Below are 25018 nucleotides of genomic sequence, written 5' to 3'. Positions count from 1 at the left end.
CTCACTCCACGAACGGATTGGTGACGAAGGCGCAATCGTCAGACAGGCGTTTCAGCAAACCCAGCACCCGGAGACGATCTTCCAGGAGCCGCTGATTGGCCTTCAGATGCGCATAATTGACTGTCTGGAACTCGCGGCATCCTACCTCGCTCCCTACGACCATCCGGTACCGTGTCCAAAGTGTTTCGAGGAAGGTCTCGAACTCCATGGGATGTTTGACATTGGCAAGCACCAGCGCCTCGATCAGGCCGTCGCTTGCCGCATACCAACGACCGTTGCCGCGTCGGGCGACGGCAAACCCGATCTGCTCAGCATAGAAGCCGACGACACGACCAAGATGCTGATCGTGGTTCGAGATCGCCTGCTCCTTGAGCTCGGCCGGGATCTTGGCGAGCGGGGTGTCGTCCAGCTCATAGTTGAACCGAGAGCTGACGAGTTCCTTCACAGCCCGGAACGGGTTCGCTTGCCCCGAGGCCTCCGCGAATTCTGGGCTCTTTGAGAAATCGTCCACGATCTTGGAGATGGCGAGCCTGGACTGGTCTCGATGGCGCCGGAAGCAATCTTTCGAGATCTTCTGTACGCTAAGGGTGTCGAGGCTAACCATGTCGACGGGGAACTCAGTCGGCGGGACACCAAGGATCTCAGCCGAGCGAAGCGTCATGTAATTGATGATCGCGAGCCCCGAGATGCGCATCAGGGGTTCGGGGAGATTGTCGTCGGGAAGGCCTCTGAGGGAGAGCAGCGCGAGCCAGTCTTCTGCGAGCACGTCGTAGACGCGGTGATAGCCGAGAGGCAGATAGCCGTTTTCGAAGGTAGCTACGGGTTGGGGGCTGTCGGGCTGCAGGATTCTGGCCAAGGCGTTCCAACGACTGCCAGGCGTCAAGAGGCGATCGCGCACAGCCTCTTCGAGAGCGTCTTTGAGGTTGCTGCGGTTGAGCATCAGATAGAGCAGCTCGCCGCCCCGGGCAAAGAAGCGCCGATCCTTGTTCACTCCTCCATTAGCCTGTTCGCCGAAATCCGCGGCTAGCATGTCCGGCCCGCGCGGCGCCAGATGCCTCGAGTTTGGACGGCGCTTACGCTCGCTCTCGATCTCAGCGCCACGCAGTAATGCTACCGCGTTGCGGAAGCTGGAGAAGCGGGTGAAGCGGTCGCGCAGATAGCCGAACTTCTCCTCGCCACCAGGCACCAGGTCAAACCATCTCGTCCACATCGAGGAATCCGAGACAGCCTGTGAATCGGCGATCTCGTCGATGTAGCGATCCTTGAAGAGCAGCATCCGAAGCGCGCTTCTCGTCGCCATGGAGTAGCTGAAGTCTTCGTGTTTACCGTCGACAGGTTTGCCCGGGAAAATTCGGTCGTGGTTCCTATCGGAAGCACGCGAAGCCATGACGCCAAGTGCCTCCAGCAGGAGGAACCAAGGTGTCTGGTCGGCTATGAGGCGGTGGCCCCAGACCTGTTGCTCGATCCAGATCTCGATATTGCGGATTTCGAGCTGCTCCGGCAGCGGCATTGAGCCTGGCAGGACGTTGGCTGGCATGTCAGACGGTCCTCGTCACGCCGATGCTGTCTTGTTGGAGACGCCCATCCATCCCGAGCTTGACGATCATCATATGGCTCAGGTTGTCGAGCTCGATCAGTTTGAGTTGCGAGAGCTTGGCAACGACGCGCAGTCGGAACTGCCGAAGCTCCTCGAAGCATTGGCGGGAGAAGCTCCCTGGAAGGCTGCCGCCTTGAACCCGGAGCAGATACTCGAAGAGGAGCGGTTGCAGAGGGTTCGATTCAACGACGGTGGCTGGTGCCCCCATGCTTTCGCGCATCGTCACAACGATCCTTGGACGCCGATAAGGGCCTTCCGCATCGAAGTTGACAGAAATCATGTTGCGGGGGGCGTCGCCGAGCGGGAGCTCGATGTCGAGCACACGTCCGACACGGCTTTGGGTGTTTGCAGCTGGCGCTGTGAACCAGACGCGATCGGCGTCATCGCACATCACGCCAGAATAGCTGCGATTCAAGCCAATCACGAGCCGGCCAACGGTTCGATCAGCTCGCTGTCCATTCTGCAGTGCTTCGCAGAACTCGACATAGGCGCCACCGTGCATGAACACGGACAGTCGCCAGGGATCCAACTCACTGCCTTTGGCGTCATTAGGCAGGACGAAAAAGAGACGCCGGCGTTGCGATTCCAACGCCTGCTGAAAACGACTGAAGCTATCGGCCTCGCCGCGTCGATACTGAAGGCGGGTCTGTTCGAAGCGCTTCGAGCCATGCAGTTCGTCACTGCCGACATAGCGCTGATAGAGGTCATCAGGGGTGCCCTCGATCAGCATGCTGTCGATCGGGTTGTTGGTCTCTTGCCCGATGCCGAAATTCCGGAAAACCGTGAAGGCGAGGTAGTCGCGATTGCCGTCGAGCTTGAGATTAAGCCCGAGCGCATTGTCATAGGGGTTAGAAAGATGCGCCTCGTCATCGTCAGCGAGAATGCCTGAAAGCTTGCAGGTCATGAGGCCTGTCTTCTTCTGGCCCGACACGCCAAGGATGATGTTGACGATCAGGAGTAGAAGGTGGCGCATCGGAAGATGCGTGTCATTGGCCGCGGCGATCCTGATCAGGTCGCGCAGCCGGTCACGCATCGACGTCTTCGACAGGACATGCAAGTTGCGACGGATCGGATCACGCTCCGGATAGCGTGAGGGGCACGTGTCACAATCCTCCCAACCCGAATGGCTCGCCACGGCGTCGACAAGGCGGTCGAAGAGATCATCCTGTGGCCGCCGGCTCAGATTGAACATGTCGAGGTGAAGCGATGGATCGCTCTCTTTGTCCTCCTTCAGCATCGTCCGGAGCGTCTCTTCGACCCCAACCGCATCCGGATGGCGGGTCATATAGGTTCTGAAGAACCTCAGGAGCTGTCCGTCATTGGCACAGAGGAGAAAGGCGGTCGTATTGTTCCGACGCAGGATCGCCGCGAGCATCTCCCCCAGGATGGCCTCCTGCCTAGGATCCTCATGGAACTGACTGAGATCTTTGATTATCGAAAGACGCTGCCCGGAAGGTAACACCAGCTCGACGATGCCGTCGCTGGCGTTCCAGGCGCCAATATCCCCCCCGAGCCCGAGAAAAACCTGGCGGCTATGCCACGTTTTCCCGTCGCCGGCCGTTCCGGTCAGGATGACGTTGCGAGGGTTCTGGCTCTCGAAATTCGTTATGAGCTGTGGAACTAGGTCACTTTCCACGTAGATCGGCTCGACCCCGTGCTCCACCGACGATTGATGGACGTGCTCGTCGTACATCGCCTTCGAGGAAGCGCTAGGCCCATAGGTTCTGAGGAAATCAACGAAGGAACTGCCCTTTTTCATTGCTTGGGTCCCGGGCATTAGAGGTGACAGATCACGCAGCCGTCGTCGTCCGACTTGGCCTTGACTGTCCGGCGGGACATCTTCTCAACATCGTCGAGGGTACGGCCATCGACCCAAGAGTACTTGCGGCCATTCTTGCCCTGCTCGTACGTTTTGGCCAGCTCGTACAAGTCGGGGTGACGCTCCTTCAGCCCCTGCCACTCAGCGATCTGCTGATAGAAACAGAAATAGCAGCCGCTGCGGGACCGCCATTCATAGTATTTCGGCAGACCTATACCGGAATCATCTAACAGGCGCTGCACGTCGCCGATGGTGATGCCGTCATCCTTGAATGGATAAACCGGCGTGATGTTCGGCTCTTCGGATAGCAAGACGGGCTTGCCCTTCCCAAGATAGCCCGAACGATTCTCGTCGGCGCGGATCGCGATGTAGGAAAAGGCCCTGTCCGATCCGATGTACCTCTCATAGGGATGGATCTTGAGCATCCTGGTGCACCACCGCGTTCGCGGACTTGGCAGGAAACCAGCAAAGTGCTCATAGAGCACGACGTCAAATGGCGAGCGGCCGGCACGCTCTTCGACGCCGAGCATCTCCAAGGCCGTGATTCGGGTCACGGGCTTGCCGAGGACGTGCTCCAGGCGTTCGAAGTACTCGTATGTCTCAGGCAACTCGGCGCCAGTATCCGAGAATACATACTCGAACTCCATGTCCGGATAGGACTTCGCGAGGTAGATCGCCATCGCGGTGCTGTCTTTGCCTCCCGACAACGGGACGACGTGACGCGCGGCACGATCGAGCGCTGCATCGACCATCCGGGTTGGTGTAGTGCTCATCGTTCAATGCCCCCTGAAACTTGCCCGCTGCGGATACGCTCCAGCTGCCGCTGAAGGTGTAGGATCCGCGCTTCGATGACCGGCGCGAGCTTCTCCGAGGGATGTTCGACATCCATCGCGGCCGCCTCGATCCTCAGCTTGCATTCACGCAGCTCCTTGCGAAGCTGCTCCTTGGTGTCGTCCTGCCACTTCTCGATTCCGCGTTGGAGCAAGACCGAGCTCACCGTCCTTGCGAGGGTCTCCGGCGAGAAGCGACCTCCCAGCGTGTCGCGCGCGGTCCGCAGAACCGCCTTGTCTGTTAACTTCAGGTCCTCGCGCTTCATCAGTTCCGTAACATCAAGGCACGCGATCCAGGCCCTGACGCCTTCGACGACGTGGCCGGTTTCGCCGACCCGTAGGACATCCGTCAACACCTCGACAGCATCCCGGAGATAGCCGTCGACGAGCCCGTCGATGACGTTTCGAGCTCGCTCCAACGACTTGATCGTCTGCGCGTAACGCTTCTCGCCTTTGTGCGAGCCGCCTAGCGTCTCCGGAAGCGTCGAGATCAGGAATGTTGCCGGGTCCGACGCCTCCGAGAAGCGCCGCAGGAACAGCCGCGCATCATCGGTCATCCGCCGCGAGCGGGTGGCTCCATCGGCAATCCCGGAGCGCCAGACGCGTAGGGCGTCCCGGGCAAAGCGCACCAGCTCGTCATGCGGGCCGGGCCGCTTGTGGGCAAAAAGATCCGCGATCTCTGCCAGGTAGGCCAGGACCGCGGGATCGTTCGAATGGACCTCGACGACGTGCCGGTCGGGTTCCAAGAACATCCGGACCGCGTCGAAACCTAGCACGTCGGGCACATATTTCTCGTCCGTCCAGAGCGAAACTGCTCGGCCAAAGGCACGATATCCGCCCATGACGATCAACGGGATCACGCCCGCCGCCAGACCATACGGTGAGCTCGACAGAAGCTCGACAATCTCGCGGAGGGACTTGCGGCCCGGCGTAGTGAAGAAGGCCCGAACCAAGACCCAGACCTTACTCAGACCCGGATCGTGGAGCTCACTAGGGTCCGCAAATCGCCCAAGCTCGCCGTCCCGGACGTGAAGCCCTGTCCTGGCGAAGATAGTCCGGTAGATCGACGATTCAGGCTGCGTATCGTCGTCGCTATATCCGAGCATCGGCTTCATGGAATGCTCCATGAGTCTCAGCACTGACCTGATGCGCGCAGTCTGCATCTGTCGAGAGAGCTGCCCGCGCATGATCTGATCGTTGACGATGCGCGGCGTAAGCGGGAACCACTCGTCCATGAGGCCGGACACGACGATGCCTGCCGGACGCTCAGGTGTGACCGCCTGTACCTTGCCCTGATAGTACCAGCTCGCATTGGCCGTCCGGTCGCTGGTCAACCGGTGCAAGGCGAGCGTCAACTGCCGGCGAGCGACGGCAAGGAGCTCGTCCAATTCCTGGCCGACGAGCGGGTCCTCGCTCAGAAGGCCGGCATCACGGCGCAACGCCACGAGGCAGTCGATCTCAAGAGCGGCATCGAATGCAGGAACCGGCTCGGTCGGAACGACGAGGATTGTGCGCTCCAACTTCGCATCTTCGGCAAACTGCCTAGCCTGGCGGACATCGTCGTTAGAATTGCAGATGACATAGAGGACGCGGCCCCAAACCCCGGCTTCGATTCTCGGTTCGATATCCTGTAGCGACGCGAACTGGATGTAGCTGCCCTTCAGGTAGCGCGACGTACCTCGCTCCGAATTGTGGCGCACAGGTCTCAGGAACGGTGCGGGGTGCTGCGCCTCGAGGAAGGCGGACAGGTTGAACGAATTGATGCGGCGCATCCGCTCATCACGAAGCCGGGATGCAACGTCGAGGTCGGCCCCATGCCAGACCGACACATCGTCGTTGAGCTTGCGATAGAGCAGCAGCTTTCGATCTACGAGATTATCGACAGCACTCTTGGCTGCGGACTCCGAATACCCCTTCGAGCGGATCGCTAATTCCAGCACTGATCTCGGCAGGTGGCGCCGCTCGCCATGAGCTCCGATCTGGAGCATGAACGCAGACGACAAAGCCTCGCGTTCGACGGGATCCGTCACTTTGCTCCGCGCGCTTTCAACTTCGACCCAACGCCGGTGTAGCCCACCTACGCCTACATCGGATCGCAGGGACTCGGAGAACGACAGGTAGATCTCGTCGAGCCCAACCGGGGCTGAAGTGTCCATGGTCTCCAGAAAGGCGAACAGGCTTCGCTCATTCTGTCCCACCCGAGCAACCAGCTTCGGTAGGACCTGCAAGGCGCCCCCACTGATCGGATGCGCCATCGACAACATCGTGCTGACGCGTTGCGGGTCTTCCATGCCGTCGAACCAGCGCGCTTCGATCGCCCCATGCGCGATCGGCAAGATACTTGCCAAATTGCCCTTGCGGCGGGGCCGGCTGGCATCGACTACCGCTGCGACGAGCGCATAAAGCTCTCGACTGTCCTCGATGAACCGGATCTGGCGAAAGCGACCCTCGACCTTGCGCCACTCGTTCCGGGTCGTCTGGTTGAGGCTGCCGGCATAGGCCAGCAGATTCTGGTGAAGCAGCACAGTCAGCCCAACCGACGGGGCCTTTGCGCGAACGGCGAATTCGGCCAGGCGTTGCACTAGATCAAGGTCGCGCGATCGGCCTTCCGTGATCAGGCCTTCAAGATGCCGCCCGAACTCGTCCCAGATGATGGCGAGTTGGTCGAAATCGCGCCGCTTGCGTATCGCGGCGACTACTTCTTCGAGATCTTCCTTCTGTCCAAGTTCCAATGCGGCCGCAAGCGAGGCGGCAACGTCCCGGACATAGCCCGAGAGCACCACGACGCGGCCTCTGTGGCCGTCCTCCACTCGATCCCTATAGGCGGCCGCGAACTCGCGATCGACTTGCGAGATCCGATGCGCGACCTCGCGAAGAACGTCCCTATTCACCGGATCGTTGTCGACGGCCATCGCCCCAATACCAGCGGCGAGTGATTTGCCACTGCCATAGGCCGCGATGACCATGTTGGCATTGCCCTGCAGGACGGCAGCAGCAACCGGAAGCGACCTGCTCGTCGGCTGATAATGGTCGAGGCGCGATGGGACGGAGATGTCTTCGCGTAGATTGACTGATCGCAGGATCGCGCGGCTCACGCTGCTCCCCCGATCCTGGCAAAGTGCCTGGAAAGCCATTCACTTGGCTCCAGACGTGGAATCGTGAGCGTTCGGTTGGTACCGAGCATCGAGATGCTGACACCGTGCTTGCGATAAAGAGCCGCCGCCGCCGTGGCGAGCTCATCAATTGCATCGCCATCGAGGCCCAGCAGCCGCGCCGGCGCGTTCCGTTGGCGCATGAGATCGACAAAGGTGATGCTATCGTTGCCAATGTCTCTCGCAACAAGACCGGCACAAGCGAGAAATGCCTCGACCGGAATCAGGTCAAGCGAGCGCGTCTTCTCAAAACGCCCGGTGTCGGAATGCTTAACCACCAGCGAAAGCGACCGGAAGGGGCAGGTCGTTGCGTCCTCAGGGTCCGGCTGCTCTCCCCCTGAGACAAGGGCATAGGAGCTTAGGAGGCAAGCCACGTCGCGATGGGCGGTGGTGGGCGAAGTAGGATTAAGCGCTCGATCTCGGACGTGCTTGAGAAAGGCCTCGACGCAGGTCGTTCGATCGAAAACACGCTCGTTGAAGTCGTTGAAGAACCAGTTCCAGACGCTGCCCTCCCGGCGGGCCAGCATTATGTGCATAATCCACCACGACACTGGGAATTCGAGGTAGGAGTCATGCATGCTAATCATCTGCGCAAGCGGGGTCAGCCGAATTGCCCGCTCCTTCCTGACACCGGTCGTCTCGGACATCCCTACCGCTTCGAGCCAATAGCCGAGCGACTTCACCATCTTGCTGCCGAGCCCGAGCGCGTCGGCCGTTTCGAGATCGGGCCTGAAGTCCCCATCGCGTTCTTCAAGCAGAGCGAGCCCCTTCGGGATCCATCCTTCGCGGATCGCAAAGGTCTCATGCCGGCTGTATTCGAACCGGATGCGGGAAGCGCCATTGGCAGGGGTCAATTCAAGGCACTCGCGGTCCGGACAACCACATCTGCTGCGCGCAGTGCTTCGTCCATAGTATTCATCACGGAGAACGAAAAACGGGCGCTTTGGTAGGCCTCCTTTTCGGTGAGCCCCATCGCAAGAAGGACATGCGAGGGCTCCGGGCGGCCGCTCGAACAAGCCGACCCCACCGAACATGCAATCCCTTCCTGATCCAGACGCGCAACGAGCGCCGCCGCCTCGATCGAAGGGAACATGATGTTCGAAGTGTTGGCGACACGCAGGGTATCAGCGCCGTTGATCCTTACGCCTTTGAATTTCCGCAGGATGTGGTCTTCGAATGCGTCTCTCATCGCGCGCATTGCTGATACATCCCGTTCGAAGGACGCGGCTCTCTCTTGGAAAGCCAAGCCAAGACCGATCGCGCCTGGAACGTTTTCGGTCCCCGAACGACGCCGGCGCTCCTGCCCTCCGCCTAGCAAAAAGGGCGCGATTCGCTCCTCGTCAGGATCTCTAAAGACAATGACGCCGGTGCCTGCCGGCCCGTGGAGTTTATGGCCTGAGCACGTCAGCGCATCCACACTATCCATATCGGCGCGCACTCGACCAACTGCCTGAGCCGCGTCGACATGAACGAACACATCCGACCGCCTCGACCTTACTTCCGAGACAATCGCTTCAATAGGTTGAATGATGCCCGTCTCGCTGTTCGCCCATTGAATGCTGACGATGACAGGACCGTCGTGAGGGATCGCCTCTGCAACTTGGAGCGGCTCCACCAAGCCATTCTTGTTGACAGGTATCTTTATATGCCGGCCGCTGGCATGGGCTGGGTAAGCGATCGACGGGTGTTCAACATTGCTCGTGACGATCGCGGCACCAACGATTCCCTTGAGAATCGCGTTGTTGCCCTCAGTACCCCCCGAATTGAAAACAACCCCCTCCGGCGTGGCACCCGCGATCAAGGTGCAAATGTTGTCTCTCGCGCGCTCCAATGCAAAACGAGCTTCCGAGCCTGCGGCGTGGATGCTCGATGGATTGGCGGGCGCAGCCACCAAAGCACGCGCAATTTCCGCGGTGACCGCTTCCGAACAAGAAGTTGTGGCGTTAGCGTCCAAGTAAATCATGTGCGCGCCCCCGTGGCGCGGGAGCCTGACATGCGCGTAAAGCAGCTTCGTTTCCACCGCGTGATCGACTCTGGTCCGCCCGCCGCTGGGGAATCAAGGAGTGTTGCGGCTGTTGAAATGTTACCTTCCGTTAAATCGAAGCGCTAGCGCCCACTACCCGAATAACGTGTGCTTCTATATAATAATTGTACGATGCAGGCTCAAAGCCTACTTCATACCCGTCCATTGAATGGCTTCGATCGTGCAACGGTCAGGCGTCCGGCACGGACGAGCACATCTATACTTACATCCTCCAGAATCGACCGCAACTAGCGGGAGAGGATGCGCAGTCGTCTGCTCGCTCCTAGCGAGTGCCGGCTGGCCTCGAGGCCAGCGCAGACGACGAAGGGGTGGAGTTGCTCAGCCGTCCGCGCGGTCGCATTGCCGATCGCGGCGGCGGCGCGAATTCTTCGCGGCGTAGGCCTTGCCGTTCACTTGCTGCCGTTCCGACGCGCACATTAAAGAACTAATTGCTTCGTTGAAGCTGAGCGAAGCCGCCCTCACCGAAATCATGTTGCAGTGTACGACGACGCTTTCGTTCAGGTGCAAGCAAGGCCAATGTCGCAACCGGAGCGGGGCGTTAGTGCGGCAGCGAGCTGAAAATGGATACGGAAACCACACCAGTTGCTTTCTCTAGCATCGCGCGCGACGACCTGTATGAGCGCGTTTGGGCCGAGCCCATCAACCGGCTCGCCGAAGAACTCGGTGTGACTCACTACTATCTCGCGCGCGTCTGCGAGGCGCTCAATGTGCCGAGGCCACCTGCTGGATACTGGCAGAAGAAGGCGGTTGGGAAACAAGCGCCCCGTCCCGACCTGCCCGCCGCATTACCTGGATACCAAGTCCGTTGGGATAAAGGCACACCCCTCTCAGCACCTCCGCCGAAGCGCGCGTACCGCCGTGTGGAGCCGAAAGCGGCCGATCGCCCTCGAAGGCCGACGCGCCACCCCATGCTGATCGGCGTCGACGAGTCCTTCCGGAAGTCGCGCACCGACGAAAAGAACGAGTTCCTGCGGCCCTACAAGTATCTCCTGCCCGATATCGTGGCTTCGGCCGACCACTTGCCTGCCGCACTCGACATCGCAAACGAGATTTACAACGCCCTCGACCAGAGAGGGCATCGCGTCATGTTTGCGCCCGTAGACCAGGAGATGCGGCGCATACACGTCGACGAGCAGGAGGTTCCGCGCAAAGACCGCAAGTATGGGCGGTATCAGACGGGCAGCATCTGGTCGCCGCGCCGTCCCACGGTCACCTACGTCGGCTCGATCCCCGTCGGTCTCGTGCTGACCGAGATGACCGAGCGCGTGACAATGCGGTACCTCGACGGCTCCTATGTGCGCGAGGACAGCAAGCTGGTCCGCTCCGCCCGGCCTTGGCAACTCACGCACTCCTGGACCACGGAGCAAGACCTACCCTGCGGCCGCTTTCGGTTCGTCGCTTACTGCCCCCTCGCGAACATCGACTGGTCAGCGAACTGGCAGGACACGCAAGCTGCAGACCTCAAGTCGCTCGTACCCTCGATAGTCGCACGGCTTCAAGGCTCCGAAGCGGAGCTTAGCGCGTTGATCGTGGCTGAGGAGAAGGCGGCTGCCCAACGGCGCAAGGAGTGGGCAGAGGCGCATGAACGATACCTCCGTGAAGAGGATCGCAAGGCCGTCGAGAGAGCGCTGGCGGACAGCAAAGGGCAACTCGCTGAGATCATGGAGAAGTGGGCGGCCGCTACCGCAGTCGAACGTTTCTTTCAGGAAGCCGAAACGCGCCTAGCAAAGATCGATGACGAGCGGCGGCCCGATATTGAAGGCCGCCTAGCGTTGGCCAGATCAATGCTTGGGGAGCAAGATCCCCTTCGATTTCTCTCGGAATGGCTAGCTCCTCAAGAAAGATATCAATCCAAGTACCCCCGATTTTGAGCGCTATTGCCATGCGTTGGGGCTCAGCGTGATAACCGCTGGGCAAAGGCACCCTGAGTGTCGGCATTTTTGCCGTTTGCAAGAACTGATTGTGCAATCCTACAATCCAAGGCGTCAGTCCATTTAACCGGCCACCAATGGTCGTGTAGGCGCCCCTAATGCCGGTCAAGCCAGCCGTCACTAATGAGTCGCAGCATCCGGCTTCGAATCGTGCGGATCTGAAGGAAGTGCGGAGCGCGAAGCCCGGCGCCCGCGCTGTCGAGCACGTTAGCCCCAACGCCAGGAAATCTGACGCAATCAGAGAATGGAATTACACCAGCGGTATGAAGATTTTCCACTTTGGAGACGGTCCTCCTTCTCCTATCAGCGCCACAGGTTTCATGCCGATGCCACCGGATCGTGTGCTCCCAGGTTTTCTCTCTCAGGCCGCCCGGGAGCTGCTGGATGTGACGCAGTCTTGGCTGCGAGAGCACGCGCAAGTGTCTAAAAAGACGATCAACGACTTCGAAAATGGCTATGCCGCCCCAAAAACTGCATTGACTTTGAGGATCAGGCGAGCCCTCGAACAGGCCGGTGCGCAGTTTGTGCACGGCGAGGATATCGTTGGCGTCGTGGTGTACACGACCAGGAGCGACGAACGCCGCTGATTGTTCGACCGCGACAAGGCGGGGTCGCGTTAACCATATTTCACTCAAATTGTATCAAATTTTTTATACCCCTGGTATATTATATTCCGTTCAGCGCGAATTGATGGCAATGCCGCGCTGATGGCGACCAGCGGCAGCGATTGCCGATGTCCATATGCGGCCTCGCGACTGCTGGCCGGTTACCGCCATCGCTCCATCCAATCGACCAAGCAGCCCCTTCCACATCTTAGGTGCCAGGACTGCTGTCTTCGACCACATCGCGGAGCCATTCATGGTGGAACAGAAGCGCTTGGGTTCGGCCTACCGAGGATCTCGCAGTTTTGCCGCGGCGGGCGGCTTCGCGCTCGGAGGAGCGCATTCTAGGGTCCGCCCCTGGGCGAAGAGCATATATTGCGCCGCCGGCCTCTTCGGCGGCGACGATAGCTCGGCGCTGCTAGACGAAGAGTTCGATGAGCTCTCTTGCGAGCCTGAGCGACTGTTGAGGCTGGCGAACCAACCCTGATCGACTGAGCGGGCGTACGGCTGCTCAGCGGCTGCCCCGTCGGCACTCACGTTCCAATCGACTTCTCTGGCCAACATCGCACGGGAGGATTCATGCCGCGTGGAAAACCGTCTGTAGCTGACCGCCACTCCATTCCAGCCCGAAAGGACCTGCTAGCGCGGGCTTACATCGAAATCCTTGCCCGCGAGGCGGGAGCAAAAATCCAGCCTATGCTCCGCGCCGATTGCACTGATGAGGCTTTAGAGCGCCTGATCGACGACCTCGAGGATAGCTTCGACGGTGGTGGTGTCTCGATCCTCAGGCCCGATCTGGCGGCTGTCGCGGTCCTGATAGCCCGTGCAATTGAGGGCGTCTCTGGCCTGGCGCGTCGCATCCGCCGGGACGCTCCGATCGTCGTGCTGACTACTCATAGCCCGAACCTCGTCGAAATGGCCAAGGAAGTTGCGCAGAGCTGCGTGCTGCCGTCGCACTCGCGAGTGATGGAGGCCGGCTCAATTGTCGGCTCGCAGACCCGCGCTGTCCTCGTGGCCCGGGATGGTTCGGCGAGAGAGGATCGCCCCGAGAAGGGTAATAAGGAGATCACAGCGGCGCTCCAGCGTCGGATTCCGGTGATGGGTATCGCACCCGACCCGACTCGGCACCTGCCACAGGCGCTTATGCGGACGGCAGAGTTTCGCCTTGTTCTTCCCACGCTGGATCAAACCGCCCTGGCCTTGGTCATTGACGTGGTGACGGGACGTGCACCGTCACGCGCAATGGACCCGGACCTAATCCGGCTGCTTGATGTCGATGATCTCCCATTGGCATTCCGCTTCGGACGAGCCGGCGACGCATGCCTCGCTGCGATCGAAGATGTCGTTAGGAAGAAGGGTGAGTACCTGATCCAGGGACCCTCTCTCAGTGAGCTAGCGGGATACGGAGCGGCCCGAGAGTGGGGCCTGCAGCTGGCCGACGATCTGAGCGAGTATCGCGCGGGGAAACTCAGCTGGGCTGATCTTGATCACAAGGGCCTTCTCCTGTCGGGACCTCCTGGGGTGGGCAAAACCCAATTTGCGCGCGCTTTGGCCAAATCCGCGCGGGTTCCGCTCGTCTCGACGTCGGTGGCTCAGTGGAATGCTGCGCCTTTTCTTTCGGGCACATTGCAGGCTATCCGCGATGCCTTCTCGCAAGCGCGCAGGCAGGCGCCGAGCATCTTGTTCATCGACGAGCTGGACGGCATTTCTGACCGATCGAAGCTCCAGGGCGATTACGTCGAGTACTGGACGCAAATCGTCAACCTGCTGCTCGAACAGCTCGCGGGCATCGAGGAACGCCCTGGCGTCGTCGTTATCGCCGCTACGAACCATCCCGATAGGATTGATGCCGCGATAAAGCGGGCTGGACGGCTTGATCGAGAAATCCAGATCGATCGACCGGATACCGCGGCGCTGGTCGAGATCTTCCGGTACTACATCGGGGCTGCACTTCCCCCATCCACCAATCTCACACCGCTGGCGTTGGCTTCTCGTGGCGCGACCGGCGCCGATGTCGAGGCGCTCGTTCGTGGCGCCAAAGGCACTGCCCGGCGCGCCAGGCGCGATCTCACGCTCGACGAGCTGCTGTCTGCCATTGCTGCAAACGCACCGGCCCTCTCGCCGGACGCACGTTGGCGCATCGCGGTCCATGAGAGCGGCCATGCCTTGGCTGCTCACGAGCTGGAGGCCGGGTCGGTCTGCGGCATCTCTCTCCATTCTCGGGGTGGGTTCTTCGAGTTCGAAAGCAACCTGACGGGGTCTGCAACTTATGATCGCTTTCAAAGCGAGATAATCGTCCTCATGGCCGGGCGAGCTGCCGAGCGTCTCATCCTGGGGGATGCGAGTGCAGGTGCCGGAATGAGCATCTCTTCCGATCTGGCGCGAGCCACCGGTTTCGCGATGCTCGTCGAGACTCAGTGCGGGCTGGGCATCTCGGGCAGCGCTTATCTCGCCGAGATCAGAAATCTTGCCCAGCATCCTGAGCTGCATAAAGCGGTCAACGAGCACCTGAACGACGCCGAGGACAAAGCTCGGCTCCTACTGGATCGAAAGCGAGGCAGATTGATCGCGCTCGCCAACGCGCTTGCTGCCCAGGGCTATCTGTCCGGCGACGACATCAAATCCATTGTCGAGGTCGGTCCTGTCGAACTCAGTGAGGCTCAGGACGAATTTGGGAGGTGCGCGTGACCCACCCGGACGAAGTGCTCAAAAACGACCCATCGGCTGAATCTTTGCCCGAAGTTGAAACCCGGCTCCTCAAGGCGACCCATGATCTCGCAGCCACGTTGGGGGTCGATCCCGTGGACGCACTGTGCGCCCTGGCATCGGTCGTCGAACGGCGCGCCGACTTCGAGCGGCTCAGAGGAATAGGCAAGACGCAGATGACCGCCCGCTCGCGCTGACCTGAACCCCGCTTCCCCGTCACTGCAACGCCGTTGTGGCCGATCGACGAGGCCGGCTGGTTGCTCGCGCGCACTGGGAGAATAGTCCATGCGGGAATTGGTGCAGAAGATTACCGACGCTGCTGCGGATCTCCGGCGGCTCGAAGAAGGCTGGCTTCCATCCGACGCAGACCTACGTGACGCCGTGATCCTCGAGGACTGGATGATCGGGCGCGATCCGCTCACCGGTCAAACGGTGTTCTGGGGCCGATCGACCGGGCATCCGATCCTCGGCGATAGGCTGATCACAACAAGCCCGCTCATCTGGGTCAGCGAGGATCGAACGATCGCTCGCACTCTGAGTCGCTGGTATCGCCTTGGTAAATGCACGTCGCCGCCCACTGACGCGCCCTCGCCGGAGCCGGAGGCAGGCGGGCCATGAGGTCTTTTGTCGTTCTCGGCCGCAGCACGGTCGTCCTGTTAAGCCCGGCAAATGCGTTACCCGTAATTCTGGCCATCGGCGCAGACGTCATCGTTGTGAGGCTGTCGACAAAGAGACGCGCCCGGATACCCAATCTTTCTCGATTTCTAGTCACCCGTAGCCCGCCCGCTTGCATCGTCGAGGGTGAAGGACCTCACCTGGAACATCCCGGCCCTTCCGACCACATCCTAAGAGTTGACCAGGAACGCATCGCTCAAAATGAACTCGCCATCGTCATGGTCCCGCGTCCGAGCGCCTTCCTGGCGAGAAAGCTATCGCGAAACCGGACAACTCTGACCGCTCGGAGAGGACCAGCGACAGGAATTCGGCGTCATATCGCAACGACCGGTCCGCACCTGCAAGCCGCTGGCTTTGGATCGGTCTCATTCACGCGGACTGAGCTCCAAGCCGCGGCCCGTGCCGTGATCCGCCTTTTCAAGAGATGGGAAGTTTCTGACAGGGATGCGCTCCGGATCCTGCGGCCACTACCCCGCGCTGCGTACCGACGGTGGAAGCGTGACGAAATGGACGCAGTCGATCACGAACTTGGAGTTCGACTGTCGATATTGATCTCCATCCACACGGGGCTGCGTCTCTTCTTCAAGGATCCGAGCCGGGGCTACAGATGGGTCAAGGCGCCAAATGCAGCTTTCGACGGCCGGCGCCCTTTGGACCTCATGATAACAGGTAACCTTGGCCCGCTCCTTCGTCTGCAGGCGTACCTGCATGATCATTTCGCCAGCCGTTGACGGGCCGGAAGACACCTGGTTCGCGTGCCCCTCGGATCCTAAAAAAGACCGTTTCTCAAAAGGAATGTTAGCTCCGTCCTAGTCGTTGATTTTGCCGATCGGCCGTCCCTGCAAGGACCGGTTGAAGGACTTCGCGCCTCAATCCATAGCTCGTTGTTGAATCAAGCATACAATCCATCATCACGACAAGAATTGAAGTAATAATTCTTAAGATCGTGATTTTATGGAGCTTCATCCGATGGTGCACAAGGATTGTATTGCAAATTTTCAAGAATCACCATAACATTCTTCGGGTTCGATGTTTCAATCACCTCCCGTTAGCGATTAAAGGCACGAACAAAAAGAAACGCGGCTGAGAGGGGCCAACCTCTCAACCGCGTCGGCCCCTCAAGGGCCACGAGGCGTTGCTCTGCAGCAAATGCTTCGTTCGCAATCAAACCCGGAGACGAGCATGAACACGAAGCACTGAAGAACCAAATCTTCTACACAACGCCAAGTTCAAAAGGGACGTCGAATTAATCGACGAACCTGCTTGAGCTATACACGGGTCCACCTCGAAATTCAACCGATTTTCGTCGGAGGAAGCGATGACTCACGCCCTTATTGGTACCACGGCGCTTCGACGTACGTGCGCTTATCGGTCCATGCCCGCTAGCGCCGGCGACGTTAGACATATGCAAACGCCGATTCCTGAACTCGAATTCGAAGATGCCGGGGAACTGTACGATATCGAGGAACTCGTCCTGTTCATCGATTCCGCCGATCACGCAACGCGATCGCGGAAATTCGCGCTGTACCCCGCGCATGAAAGCTAGCCGGCACGATATTGCGCCGCGCGCCAAGTGAGGCGGTAGGGGCGCCAATGCCCAAGTCATAGGCACGACGCCCCTATTCTTCCCCATAGCAACTCACCGAGCGAGTCATTCGTGGCTGCGTAGCATCCATGCTGCCGTCTTTTCGCGGCAACTGGAAGCCGCGCGCACCGCGACGTCTTCACGCGCCGAATAGATGCTCGCTCTTCAGATCAGGACAAACCAAACGTGCAACATGACACTGCAATCTCCGCCTCCGCGGGAGCCGCTTGGATTCCACCTCTTCCATCGGCGGCCTCTCGGGAGGTGCATGCGGCAAGCAAGGGCGCCTGCCGCCCGTCCGTCGTAGGTGGCGCCCGTGCCCGCGAAATCCGCTGTGAGAGCGGCTTGGAGAAAAAGGCGGCGCTCTTTCTTCTGACGCATCCTCATGTGACCGGCCTCCGAGAACAGCCGCCTCCGGTCGAATGGCTCGACATGGCTGGTGTTCGGCATCGGCACACCTTCGACTTCCTTGCCGACCTCAAGGATGGGCGCAGGCTCGCCGTGGCGGTCAAACCGCAAGCCATTGCCGAGCGCAAACGGTTCAGCGAGCAGCTGTCGATGATAGCGGCTCAGGTTCCGGTCACTTTCGCCGATGGAATCCTGCTTCTGACCGACGCGGATCTTCCGCGTGATCTCGTTGCGGACGCCGCTCTGATGCACCAGGCCCGGCGAGCACCGGATCCCGAGGTCGATAACCTCATGCTGTCTCTCGCGACGCAGCATCATACCGTTTCAATCGGCGAGCTGGTCCGTGTGAGCGGTCTCGGCGGCGTCGCCTTTCGCTCTATCGTGCGGATGATCTCCGTCGGCATGCTGAAGAGGCTCGATGGCGCGCGCATTGGCTACGCCACCCGCGTAGCTCCAACTCCCTCTAACGTTGCGGAGACCGCGCGATGAACCAGCTTGCTCCCTCTTTCCGCATCGCTCCCGAAGACAAGCTGGTGCTGCGGGGCGTCGAATACCGCGTCCGCCGTCATCTGCCGAAAGGCTACATTTTCGCTAGGCTCGACGATCCGCAGATCGTCGAGGAGGTGACGCACGAACAACTGCATGAATTGTCGCAGCAACCGGATTTCCGGTTCGAGCGTGGCGCTTTCGACGTGAGAGCCGTCGCAACTCGCTTGGCCAGCGACGCCAATTTTGTGTCCGACCTATCGCTGAACGAGCAGGAGATTGTCCTCTGGCGCCGCTATTTTTGCGCGGGCTTCATGAAGATGGAGGCCGAAGGCAATGCGTCGCGCTCCGACAAATCAATGAAGCGAGCCATAGCGAAGCTGCAGGGCGAACTCCTTGAGCAGGAGGCGGCGCTTATCCAGCTTCCACGCAGTAACGGGACAATTCCGGTCGCTCGCGCCGGCTTCATAATGAGCGTTCGGAAGCCTCCAAGCCCCCGTACTTTGCGGACCTGGCTCACAATGTTTCAGCAGGCGGGGCTCCGCGCAACCGGGTTGCGGCCCGCGTTCCGGCATTGCGGGGACCGTCACACCCAGCGGTTTCCGGGTGAGGTGCGGAAGATGCTGCAGCTCGCCGCCCTCCAGTATGCGTCGGAAACGCGTCCGTCGGCTATAGATGTTCACAGACGCCTTGTGGCGGACATCGAGGCAATCAATCGCGACCGAGTGCTCGCGGGTATGCCTCCTCTCCCCAAGCCCAGCTATGACCGCGTGCTTCGGGAGATCCGATCCATTCCGGATTTCGAGGTCTATGCGGGTCGGCATGGCACGGCAGCAGCTGTTCGGAAATTCGCGATCGTCGGCAGCGGAACCCAGATCGAGCGCCCCCTTCAACGCGTCGAGATTGACGAATGGCGCATCAACCTCATGACCATCATCCAGGGCATCGGCCTCTTTGAGACGTTGTCATCAGAGCAGCAGGACGAGCTCCGCCGGCGGCGCTTCTGGGCCTGCGTCGCCATCGATGTCGGCACACGCTGCATCCTCGGGATGCGCATAGCTCCCAGCGTCAGTGCAAACCTCGCGCTTGAGACCCTTGAGATGGTTGTAACCTCCAAGGACGCGTTTGCTGCCGGAGCGGATGCTTCGCGTGGCTGGTATCAGCACGGCACCCCGGAGGAGGTCTGCCACGACCAGGGGGCAACGTTTATGTCTTCCGCGTTCAGGCGAGCGATCATCGACTTGGGATGCAACGCCGATGCTCCTCCGGCTGGGATGCCGTGGCTGCGCGGTACCATCGAAAGGTTCTTCCGCACCATCGACCAGCAGGCGTTGGCGCCGTTCACCGGAAGATCCTTCTCGAATGTCGTCGAGAAAGGCGACTATGACCCGGCCGCCCGAGCGAGCCTCACTGTCGACGAACTCTGCCGCGTTCTCGTCCGCTGGGTCGTTGATATCTACCACAACTCTCAACATGCTGGCTTAGGCGGGGAAACGCCCGCAAATGCTTGGCAACGGCTGGTTGGCAAATACGGCATCATTCCGCCGCCAGACCGTCACGTCCGAAGGGCCATCTTCGGGATTGATCTGCGGCGAGTGATGTCTTCGCGGGGAGTCCGCGTCTTAGGGCTCTTTTTCAATAACCTGGAGCTGCAGCAATATCGGCGAAAGGTCGGTGGTGTTGCAATCGACATCAAGCTGGATCCAAACGATCTCGGGTACATTTCTGCCCGCGTGGGTGACCACGGATGGATCCCGGTGCGGTGCATGCGGCCAGGCACCGATGGCCTGCCCTCATCGATCTGGCAGGCTGCCACTGCTGACCTGAGGCGTCGCTTTGTCGCCGAGGCGAAATTGAACGATGCGGTCATAGCAGCGGCGGTCCGCGACGCCTGGGACATGGCCCGCAAGGCCCAGCAGAGGACTGGGATTCTTTCGACACGACCGACGACTGAGGAACTCGATCGCATCGAGCGTCATCTCGGCATCGGTTTCCCTGCGCCTGACGAACGGCTGAACTCGCCTTCCGCACCCGATCTCATGGCACAGGCCATCCCATCAGGTGCTCGAACGGCCGAAATCTCGCCGATCGCGCCAACCAAGCCCTCCCGCGTCATCAAGCCGAGGAGTCAGTGAAGTGCTCGATAGCTCCATCATTGAACGAATTCGCGCGTCCATGCCGTCGGCGGAACTTGCTCTCGCCGACAAGATGGCGCTCATTCGCGCCGAATATATCGAAACCGATCTCGACGATCGCCTTCGCGATTCGATCGATGCCATGCTCCGGACTCTGATCGGCCGCCGAGCGCCGGAGAAAAATAGGCGCCGTGACGAAACGCTCGCGCTCGTCGTTGTCGGCGAGGCGGGAACCGGCAAGACTTCTTCGCTCGATCGCATGTTCCGGACCCATCCCACTTTGGGAAATTACGACATCCTCGACTCGGGATGCCCGGTTGCTCGCATCGTCGTCCCCGCACCGTGCACCTTGAAGGCGCTTGGTGTCGCCATCCTGCATGCGCTTGGATATCCGCTCTCGCGAGATCTGAAGGAGCACACGATTTGGAGGCGTGTTCACGAGGCTCTGCAGACGTCTGGAAAGATCGTTCTACATCTCGATGAGATGCATAATCTGACCGACAAGGCCAACATCTTGGAACTGGATGCTATCAGGAAATCGCTGAAGACGCTCCTGGTATCCCACGAGTGGCCGGTCGGTCTGGTGATAAGCGGACTCCCGAGCCTCGTTCCAGCAATGCGTGAAATTGATGAGGTCCGCCGTCGGGGGCGGTTCATTCGCATCCCGCTGTTGTCGATGCCGACGGATTCCGATCTCGTCGATGAAGCGCTCAATCGATGCTGCAAGATCGCGGATATTCGGGTGCCTGATGGCTTCACCGAGTATGCCGGCTCGCGCCTGTCACATGCTGGACTCCAGCGCTACGGAATAGTTGTAGAGCTCATCCACGAAGCGATCGAAGCGGCTCTGCTTCATAGAGCCGACACCTTGGATATCGCGCATTTCGCGACAGCCTATACCGGTCGCACAGGCTGCGGGGATAGGATGAACCCATTCATCGCACCCGACTGGCCGGATATCGACGCCACTGCCGTATTGGTCAACGAGATGCCTGTCGAACCCGTTTTGCCAGAGGATCCGAAGCCACGGAAGAGGCGCGCGCGGAAGAGCAAGGCGTGAAATGACGCTTTTTCCCTCACTCTCTCATCGCGCCGATGAAACGCCTACCAGCTTGGTCTCCAGGCTGGCTCTCCTCCATCGGGCGCAGACGGCTCGGACATTCTGCCTGGATATGGACATCGGCTTTCAAGCTCTCGTAGACGGAGAAGCAGAAGCGCTCGACCGGCTCGCTAGCCTGGCCAACCTGTCCCTAGGGCCGATCTCGGACGCCGCCATCGTAAGAAAAGACGGCGAATTTTCGTTGCGCGGTCAGGGACTCGTCAAGCCGACGCTTCGCCGCGCTCGGGTGGTCGTCTGCCCCCATTGTCTCGCTAACGATCTCAGCGAAGATCGGAAGCCATGGATGGTAAGCGGACGCGTTTCTTGGTCGCTTGATCCGATCCGAACCTGCCGCCACCATCGGGTGGCGCTGACCGAGGTCTCAAACGCGAATGCTCCCGGCATGCTGCACGACTTCGCTCGTCTGGTGACTCCTGCGATCGAGCGGATCGGCTGGCTGGCTGACCAATTGGTCGAGCTGGCACCATCACCGCTAGAGGAATATCTCCTCGACCGGCTCGATGGTCACAAGGGCCCAGCATGGCTGGACAATTTGCCTTGGCATGCTGCGGCTAAGACCTGCGAGATGGTCGGCGCCGTCGTGGTCTTCGGACGAAAGGCGCCTATCAGGAGGATGACGGACGAGCAGTGGCGGGAGGCCGGCGAGGCGGGCTTCGAGATCGCGGCTAATGGCGGAGTCGGAATCCGCGCATGCCTCGATAAACTGCGGTCGACATATCCCGAAAGCCGCACCGACCCGAGCGGGCCGCAGGCTTGGTTTGGCCGCCTTCATACTTGGCTTGCCGGCACGAACGCGCCGGGGTTGGACCCGTTGCGCGAAATCGTCGTGGATATGGTTCGAGATATCGCACCTGTCAGTCCAGAGGATCGGCTATTCGGCCGTCAGATCATCGAACGCCGGCGGCTCCACTCGATCCGAACGGCCGCACTCGAAACAGGTCTTCATCCGAAACGCCTTCGGCGCATTCTGGCGGCCTGTGAAAAGATCCGACCGGATCATGGTGGTCTGTCTGACGACAGGGTCCTTTTTTCAGCGCCCGACGCAGAGGAGATCCTTCTGAAGGCCAAGCATGCAATCAGCGGACGAGAAGCCGAGGATTACCTTAATGCTGGCCGCGTCCATACGAAGTTGCTCGCCAGTGAGGGCCTGATCCGGCCATTTACTGACCTCGAACCGGAGAGCATCGGAAATGCTGTCTATGATACCCGCGAGCTCGACGCGTTTCTTGTTCTCCTGACGGCTAGAGCGGAGATCGTAACAGGTCACGTAAAGCCGGTCTGTCGGATTCCCGAGGCGGCGAAGGGCTCAAACTGCACGGCTATAGAAATCGTACGCGCGATCTTGAACGGCGATTTGAAGTGGGTTGGCCAGATTGCTGGTGAGACTGGGTATATGTCCGTTCTCGTCGACGTAGCCGAAGTTCGAAAATTAGTTCGAGGCGAGTACGGCAATTGGCTTCCAGTGCACGTTGTGCTGTCGTCCCTCAAGACGACGTACCCCGTCGTTAAGTCATTGATCCGGTCAGGGATACTGCCAACCGAACGAGCGATCAGCCCGATGAACAGGTGCCCCTTCACGGCTGTTCGAGCCCAAGACCTCGCTGCTTTTCGTGAAATGTACGGCTCGCTCAATGAGCTCGCGGCTGAAAGGCATATGCATTTCAGCCGCTTCAAAAAAGAAATGACCTCACGCGGCATCGCGCCCGCATTTGGGAAGCCAACGATCCCGGCTACATTCTATCGACGGGCGGATATTCCGACCGACTTGTAGGCGGAAACTCGTTCAGCGTCGAAGAAAAGCCCGACCTCCTGTCGGGCTTTTTTTATGCGCCCTGGCAAGTCGTTTCGAGCGCCAACCCAGGGTTTGCGGAACAACATTGATTCAAATATCGGCAGTTCGGCCTTAGGATCGCGAATCGCTTGACAAATAGTTCAATGACTTACGCCGATTCGTGCGGCGAACTTCGCGCCTCATCACATGCGGGACCCAAAGTTCTGCTCCTGGCAGCCAGAGTTTTGTTCTAGCTCTGGCTGCACGGTCCCAGAAAAGCAGGCGCACGAATAGGATCCGGCAGCCGGTGTGGCTGGCCCGGCCAGAGCGTGATGGTAAAGGCCCGGACGCGGCACGGCGCGGGCTTGAGGATCGCATTGGCGGACCGTCCCTTCCGCGCCGCGAATGTAGATCGGGCACAGGCCGCTTGCCCTGCCGGTCACTCAATACATGACGTGGATGGTGCCCTTCGGATCGTCATTGGTCAGCGCACCGCCGATCACGCCGCCGAGGCCACCGACCACCCCGCCGATCAACGCTCCGGCCGGGCCGCCGACCAAACCGCCGCCCATTACGCCGGTCTGAGAGCCGGCCATGCCGAAAGTGATTGCGTTCTTCAGGCCGCCACCGGCGACGGTCTCGAGGGCTTCGTCGTTCAGGGCGGCGCCGTTGATCGGGCTGTTCATGGTCTCTCCGCATCGTTCGGGCTCCGTGCCCGCCGTTTCGATGAGGAGATCCTAGCGAAGGCCGCTTACACCAGACTGACAGCCTGGCCGGCGGCAGAAATACCGCTGGCATTTGCGAATACTCAACGTTTGGTCAGCTTAGCTGCCGGCGATACGGAGAGGTCGGGATCGCTGCGGATGTCAGAGGTTGAGTCACCCCCGGCGACGCAGCGGGGAGCCGGGAGCCTGTTCCGGCAGCAGTCCCTGCAGCAGCTGGACCGGCCGGAGGATTTCCACGCGCCGCTGCGCGTGGTGGGCCGCGTCGAATGGATCGCCGGCCTGCTCTGCCTGGCGCTCTGTATCGGCGTCGTGATCTGGGCCTGCTTCGCGCGCTATCGCGAAACGGTCGAGGGGCCGGGCATGTTCGTGCGCAGCGGCGGCGTCTTCATCGGCCTCAACGCGCCGAAATCGGGCTGGGTCGACGGGCTCGTGCCGGCCGGCCAGAAGGTCGCCTCCGGCGAGATCGTGGCGTCGCTGACGACGCCGGAGGAGGATGCGCGCATCGCCGACCTGGAGCGCCGCATCGACCAGGCCGAGGATCACCGCACTGCCATCACCCAGCGCTACGAGGTTCGCGTCGCCGCCGAGACCGTCGCGCAGCAGCGCCGGCGCGAGGAGCTGGACGAGGCGGTCGACCTGACCCGGCATCGGATCACCGAGGCGGAGGGGACGCTGGCCAATCGCGAGATGCTGTTCTCGCGCGGCGCGGGCACCACCGACCGCGTGCAGGAGGCGCGGGAACGGCTGTTCAGCGCGCGCTCGAGCCTGTCGCGCACGCAATCCGAGCTCGCCGCCCTGAACGGCGCGATCCTCGCGCTGGGCGGAACGCGCGACCAGGAGCTGGAGGCGAGCCAGCGCCAGATCCTCGATCTCAGGGGACAGCTCGAACAGGCAAGGCTGAGCCGCAAGCTCGCCGACGAGATCAGGGCGCCGCGCGACGGCGTGGTCGCCCTGGTGCCGGTCACGGTGAATGCCCTCGTCAGCGCCGGCCAGCGCATCGTAACGCTTGAAACCGGCGGCGAGCGGCTGGAGGCACTGTTTTTCGTCCCCGGTGACATGGGCAAGCGCATCGCGCCCGGCATGGAGGTGCGGATCTCGCCCTCGATCGCACCGCGCGAGGAATACGGCATGGTCGTCGGCAAGGTCGTCTCGATCTCGCCGCAGCCGGAGGGGCAGGCCGAGATCGCGGACAGGCTGGGCAATCCCGACCTCGCGCGGCAGATGGCGCGCAACGGCGCGCCCTTCGAAGTGCGGGCAACGCTGGAGCCAGCGCCCGGCGAGGCCGGCGGCTATGCCTGGACCTCGCAGCGCGGGCAGGAAATCCCGCTCAGCAGCGGGCTGCTTCTCACGGCGAACGTCACGGTGAGGCGCGCAGCGCCGATCACACTCATCATCCCCGCCCTGCGCCGCTGGACCGGGCTTTGAGGGCGCG

17 protein-coding genes are annotated in these 25018 nt (G+C 60.7%); 10 read left to right on the top strand and 7 right to left on the bottom strand.

All coding sequences use genetic code 11. The annotated features are described in order from the left end of the window. Position 1: 1 nt before the first annotated feature. Genes DK26_RS06865 through DK26_RS06840 form a run of 6 tightly spaced genes read right to left on the bottom strand, consistent with a single transcriptional unit; the run spans position 2 to position 9361 of the window. On the bottom strand, positions 2-1537 hold the full coding sequence (locus DK26_RS06865; protein ID WP_066469666.1) for a hypothetical protein: 1536 nt from the start codon (positions 1535-1537) through the stop codon (positions 2-4). 1 nt (position 1538) lies between these two features. Beyond that, a complete protein-coding gene (locus DK26_RS06860; RefSeq protein ID WP_157089546.1) occupies positions 1539-3356 on the bottom strand; it encodes a hypothetical protein in 1818 nt (605 codons plus the stop codon). A 17-nt stretch (positions 3357-3373) separates the two neighbouring features. Beyond that, a complete protein-coding gene (locus DK26_RS06855) occupies positions 3374-4189 on the bottom strand; it encodes a phosphoadenosine phosphosulfate reductase family protein (RefSeq protein WP_066469662.1) in 816 nt (271 codons plus the stop codon). Beyond that, a complete protein-coding gene (locus DK26_RS06850; RefSeq protein WP_198162292.1) occupies positions 4186-7341 on the bottom strand; it encodes a hypothetical protein in 3156 nt (1051 codons plus the stop codon). The genes DK26_RS06855 and DK26_RS06850 overlap by 4 nt, the downstream gene beginning before the upstream one ends. After that, entirely contained in the window at positions 7338-8252 is a 915-nt protein-coding gene (locus DK26_RS06845) for a DUF4007 family protein (protein ID WP_066469657.1), read from the bottom strand. The genes DK26_RS06850 and DK26_RS06845 overlap by 4 nt, the downstream gene beginning before the upstream one ends. Then, the gene (locus DK26_RS06840; protein ID WP_157089545.1) at positions 8249-9361 is read right to left on the bottom strand and encodes a cysteine desulfurase family protein; all 1113 of its coding nucleotides are present in this window, start codon (positions 9359-9361) and stop codon (positions 8249-8251) included. The genes DK26_RS06845 and DK26_RS06840 overlap by 4 nt, the downstream gene beginning before the upstream one ends. A 641-nt stretch (positions 9362-10002) precedes the next feature. Here DK26_RS06840 and DK26_RS06835 point away from each other — a divergent pair. The 9 genes from DK26_RS06835 (at position 10003) to DK26_RS06785 (ending at position 22861) form a co-directional block, all read left to right on the top strand. Then, entirely contained in the window at positions 10003-11313 is a 1311-nt protein-coding gene (locus DK26_RS06835) for a hypothetical protein (RefSeq protein WP_066469653.1), read from the top strand. 158 nt (positions 11314-11471) lie between these two features. Beyond that, a complete protein-coding gene (locus DK26_RS28900; RefSeq protein WP_157089544.1) occupies positions 11472-11960 on the top strand; it encodes a helix-turn-helix transcriptional regulator in 489 nt (162 codons plus the stop codon). Positions 11961-12554: 594 nt separating this feature from the next. After that, positions 12555-14663 carry an AAA family ATPase gene (locus DK26_RS06820; protein WP_083533019.1) on the top strand — a complete coding sequence of 703 codons (2109 nt, stop codon included), beginning with the start codon at positions 12555-12557 and terminating at the stop codon, positions 14661-14663. Beyond that, complete coding sequence (locus tag DK26_RS06815; protein ID WP_157089543.1) at positions 14660-14878, top strand: hypothetical protein; 219 nt, start codon at positions 14660-14662, stop codon at positions 14876-14878. The genes DK26_RS06820 and DK26_RS06815 overlap by 4 nt, the downstream gene beginning before the upstream one ends. Before the next feature lie 88 nt (positions 14879-14966). After that, positions 14967-15299 carry a DUF6634 family protein gene (locus tag DK26_RS06810; RefSeq protein ID WP_066469641.1) on the top strand — a complete coding sequence of 111 codons (333 nt, stop codon included), beginning with the start codon at positions 14967-14969 and terminating at the stop codon, positions 15297-15299. A 1987-nt stretch (positions 15300-17286) separates the two neighbouring features. After that, complete coding sequence (locus tag DK26_RS06800) at positions 17287-17838, top strand: TnsA endonuclease N-terminal domain-containing protein (protein ID WP_066469637.1); 552 nt, start codon at positions 17287-17289, stop codon at positions 17836-17838. Continuing rightward, positions 17835-19970 carry a DDE-type integrase/transposase/recombinase gene (locus DK26_RS06795; RefSeq protein WP_066469635.1) on the top strand — a complete coding sequence of 712 codons (2136 nt, stop codon included), beginning with the start codon at positions 17835-17837 and terminating at the stop codon, positions 19968-19970. The genes DK26_RS06800 and DK26_RS06795 overlap by 4 nt, the downstream gene beginning before the upstream one ends. 1 nt (position 19971) lies before the next feature. Next, the gene (locus DK26_RS06790) at positions 19972-21030 is read left to right on the top strand and encodes an ATP-binding protein (protein WP_157089542.1); all 1059 of its coding nucleotides are present in this window, start codon (positions 19972-19974) and stop codon (positions 21028-21030) included. Position 21031: 1 nt separating this feature from the next. Continuing rightward, a complete protein-coding gene (locus tag DK26_RS06785) occupies positions 21032-22861 on the top strand; it encodes a TniQ family protein (protein WP_066469631.1) in 1830 nt (609 codons plus the stop codon). A 443-nt stretch (positions 22862-23304) separates the two neighbouring features. Here the strand turns inward: DK26_RS06785 and DK26_RS06780 are convergent, their stop codons facing one another. After that, positions 23305-23547, bottom strand: a complete 243-nt coding sequence (locus DK26_RS06780) for a hypothetical protein (RefSeq protein ID WP_066469629.1) — start codon at positions 23545-23547, stop codon at positions 23305-23307. Between the two features lie 177 nt (positions 23548-23724). Between DK26_RS06780 and DK26_RS06775 the strand changes: the two genes are divergently transcribed. Then, positions 23725-25011, top strand: a complete 1287-nt coding sequence (locus DK26_RS06775; RefSeq protein ID WP_066469627.1) for an NHLP bacteriocin system secretion protein — start codon at positions 23725-23727, stop codon at positions 25009-25011. Positions 25012-25018 lie beyond the last annotated feature (7 nt).

The sequence above is a fragment of the Allobosea sp. WAO genome (assembly GCF_001509835.1).
Lineage (GTDB): Bacteria > Pseudomonadota > Alphaproteobacteria > Rhizobiales > Beijerinckiaceae > Allobosea.
This window is presented reverse-complemented; position numbering and strand designations above follow the sequence as displayed.